General features: G+C 75.0%; 1 protein-coding gene. It reads left to right on the plus strand.

From position 1 onward, the window contains the following. A partial coding sequence (locus ACYVE9_RS26655; protein ID WP_461030459.1) for a heavy metal translocating P-type ATPase occupies window positions 1–1,454 on the plus strand: 1,454 nt, incomplete at both ends.

Consider the following 1,454-nt stretch of genomic DNA (forward strand, 5'->3'; position numbering starts at 1 on the left):
GACGCCGGCGCGGGGCCCGAGCAGCGCGTCGCCCTCGCCGTCGGCGGCATGACCTGCGCGTCCTGCGCCGCCCGGATCGAGAAGAAGCTCAACCGGATGGACGGCGTCCGGGCCAGCGTCAACTTCGCCACCGGCACCGCCACCGTCGACCACCGGGACGACGTCACGGTGGCGGACCTGATCGGCACCGTGGAGCGGACCGGTTACACCGCGACCGCGCCACCGGAGCCCGCCACCACCGGCACACCGGAAGCCGGCGCGGCGTCCCGCCCGGACGGCCGCACGGCAGGACAGGAGGACGAGGACGCGCCGCTGCGGCAGCGGTTCCTGGTCTCCCTGCTGCTGTCGGTACCGGTGATCGTGCTGGCGATGGTGCCCGCCTGGCAGTTCGACAACTGGCAGTGGCTGTCGCTGACGCTGGCCGCCCCCGTGGTGGTGTGGGGCGGCCTGCCGTTCCACCGCGCCGCGTGGACCAACGCCCGGCACGGCGCCGCCACCATGGACACCCTGGTGTCGCTCGGCACCTCCGCAGCGCTCGGCTGGTCTCTGTGGGCGCTGTTCCTCGGTGACGCCGGGATGCCGGGCATGCGGCACGGCTTCGACTTCACCGTCTCCCGGGGCGACGCCGGCTCGCTGATCTACCTGGAGGTCGCCGCCGGGGTGACGACCTTCCTGCTGCTCGGCCGCTACCTGGAGGCCAGGTCCAAGCGCAGCGCGGGCGCGGCACTGCGCGCGCTGATGGAGCTGGGTGCCGGCGAGGTCGCGGTGCTGCGGCACGGCCGGGAGCAGCGGGTACCCGTCGGGGAGCTGGTCGTCGGCGACCGGTTCGTGGTGCGTCCGGGCGAGAAGATCGCCACCGACGGTGTCGTCCGGGAGGGCAGCTCGGCCGTCGACGCGTCGATGCTGACGGGTGAGTCCGTGCCGGTGGACGTCGCCGCCGGGGACGCGGTGACGGGCGCGACGGTCAACGTCGCCGGCCGGCTGGTCGTCGAGGCGACCCGCGTCGGCGCGGACACCCAGCTGGCCCGCATGACGCAGCTGGTCACCGAGGCGCAGAGCGGAAAGGCCGCGGTGCAGCGGCTGGCCGACCGGGTCTCCGCGGTGTTCGTGCCGGTCGTGCTGGTGATCGCCCTGGGCACGCTGGCCGGCTGGTGGTGGCTGGGCGGCGACGTCGGGGCCGCCTTCACCGCCGCGGTCGCGGTGCTGATCATCGCGTGCCCGTGCGCGCTGGGGCTGGCGACGCCGACGGCCCTGCTGGTCGGCACCGGGCGCGGCGCGCAGCTCGGCATCCTCATCAAGGGGCCGGAGGTGCTGGAGTCGACCCGCCGGGTGGACACCGTGGTGCTGGACAAGACGGGCACCGTCACCGAGGGCCGGATGCGGCTGGACGGCGTGCGGCCCGCCCCGGGTGTCGCCGAGGACGAGCTGCTGCGGCTGGCCGGGGCGCTGGAGCA

The sequence above is a fragment of the Streptomyces sparsus genome (assembly GCF_054776295.1).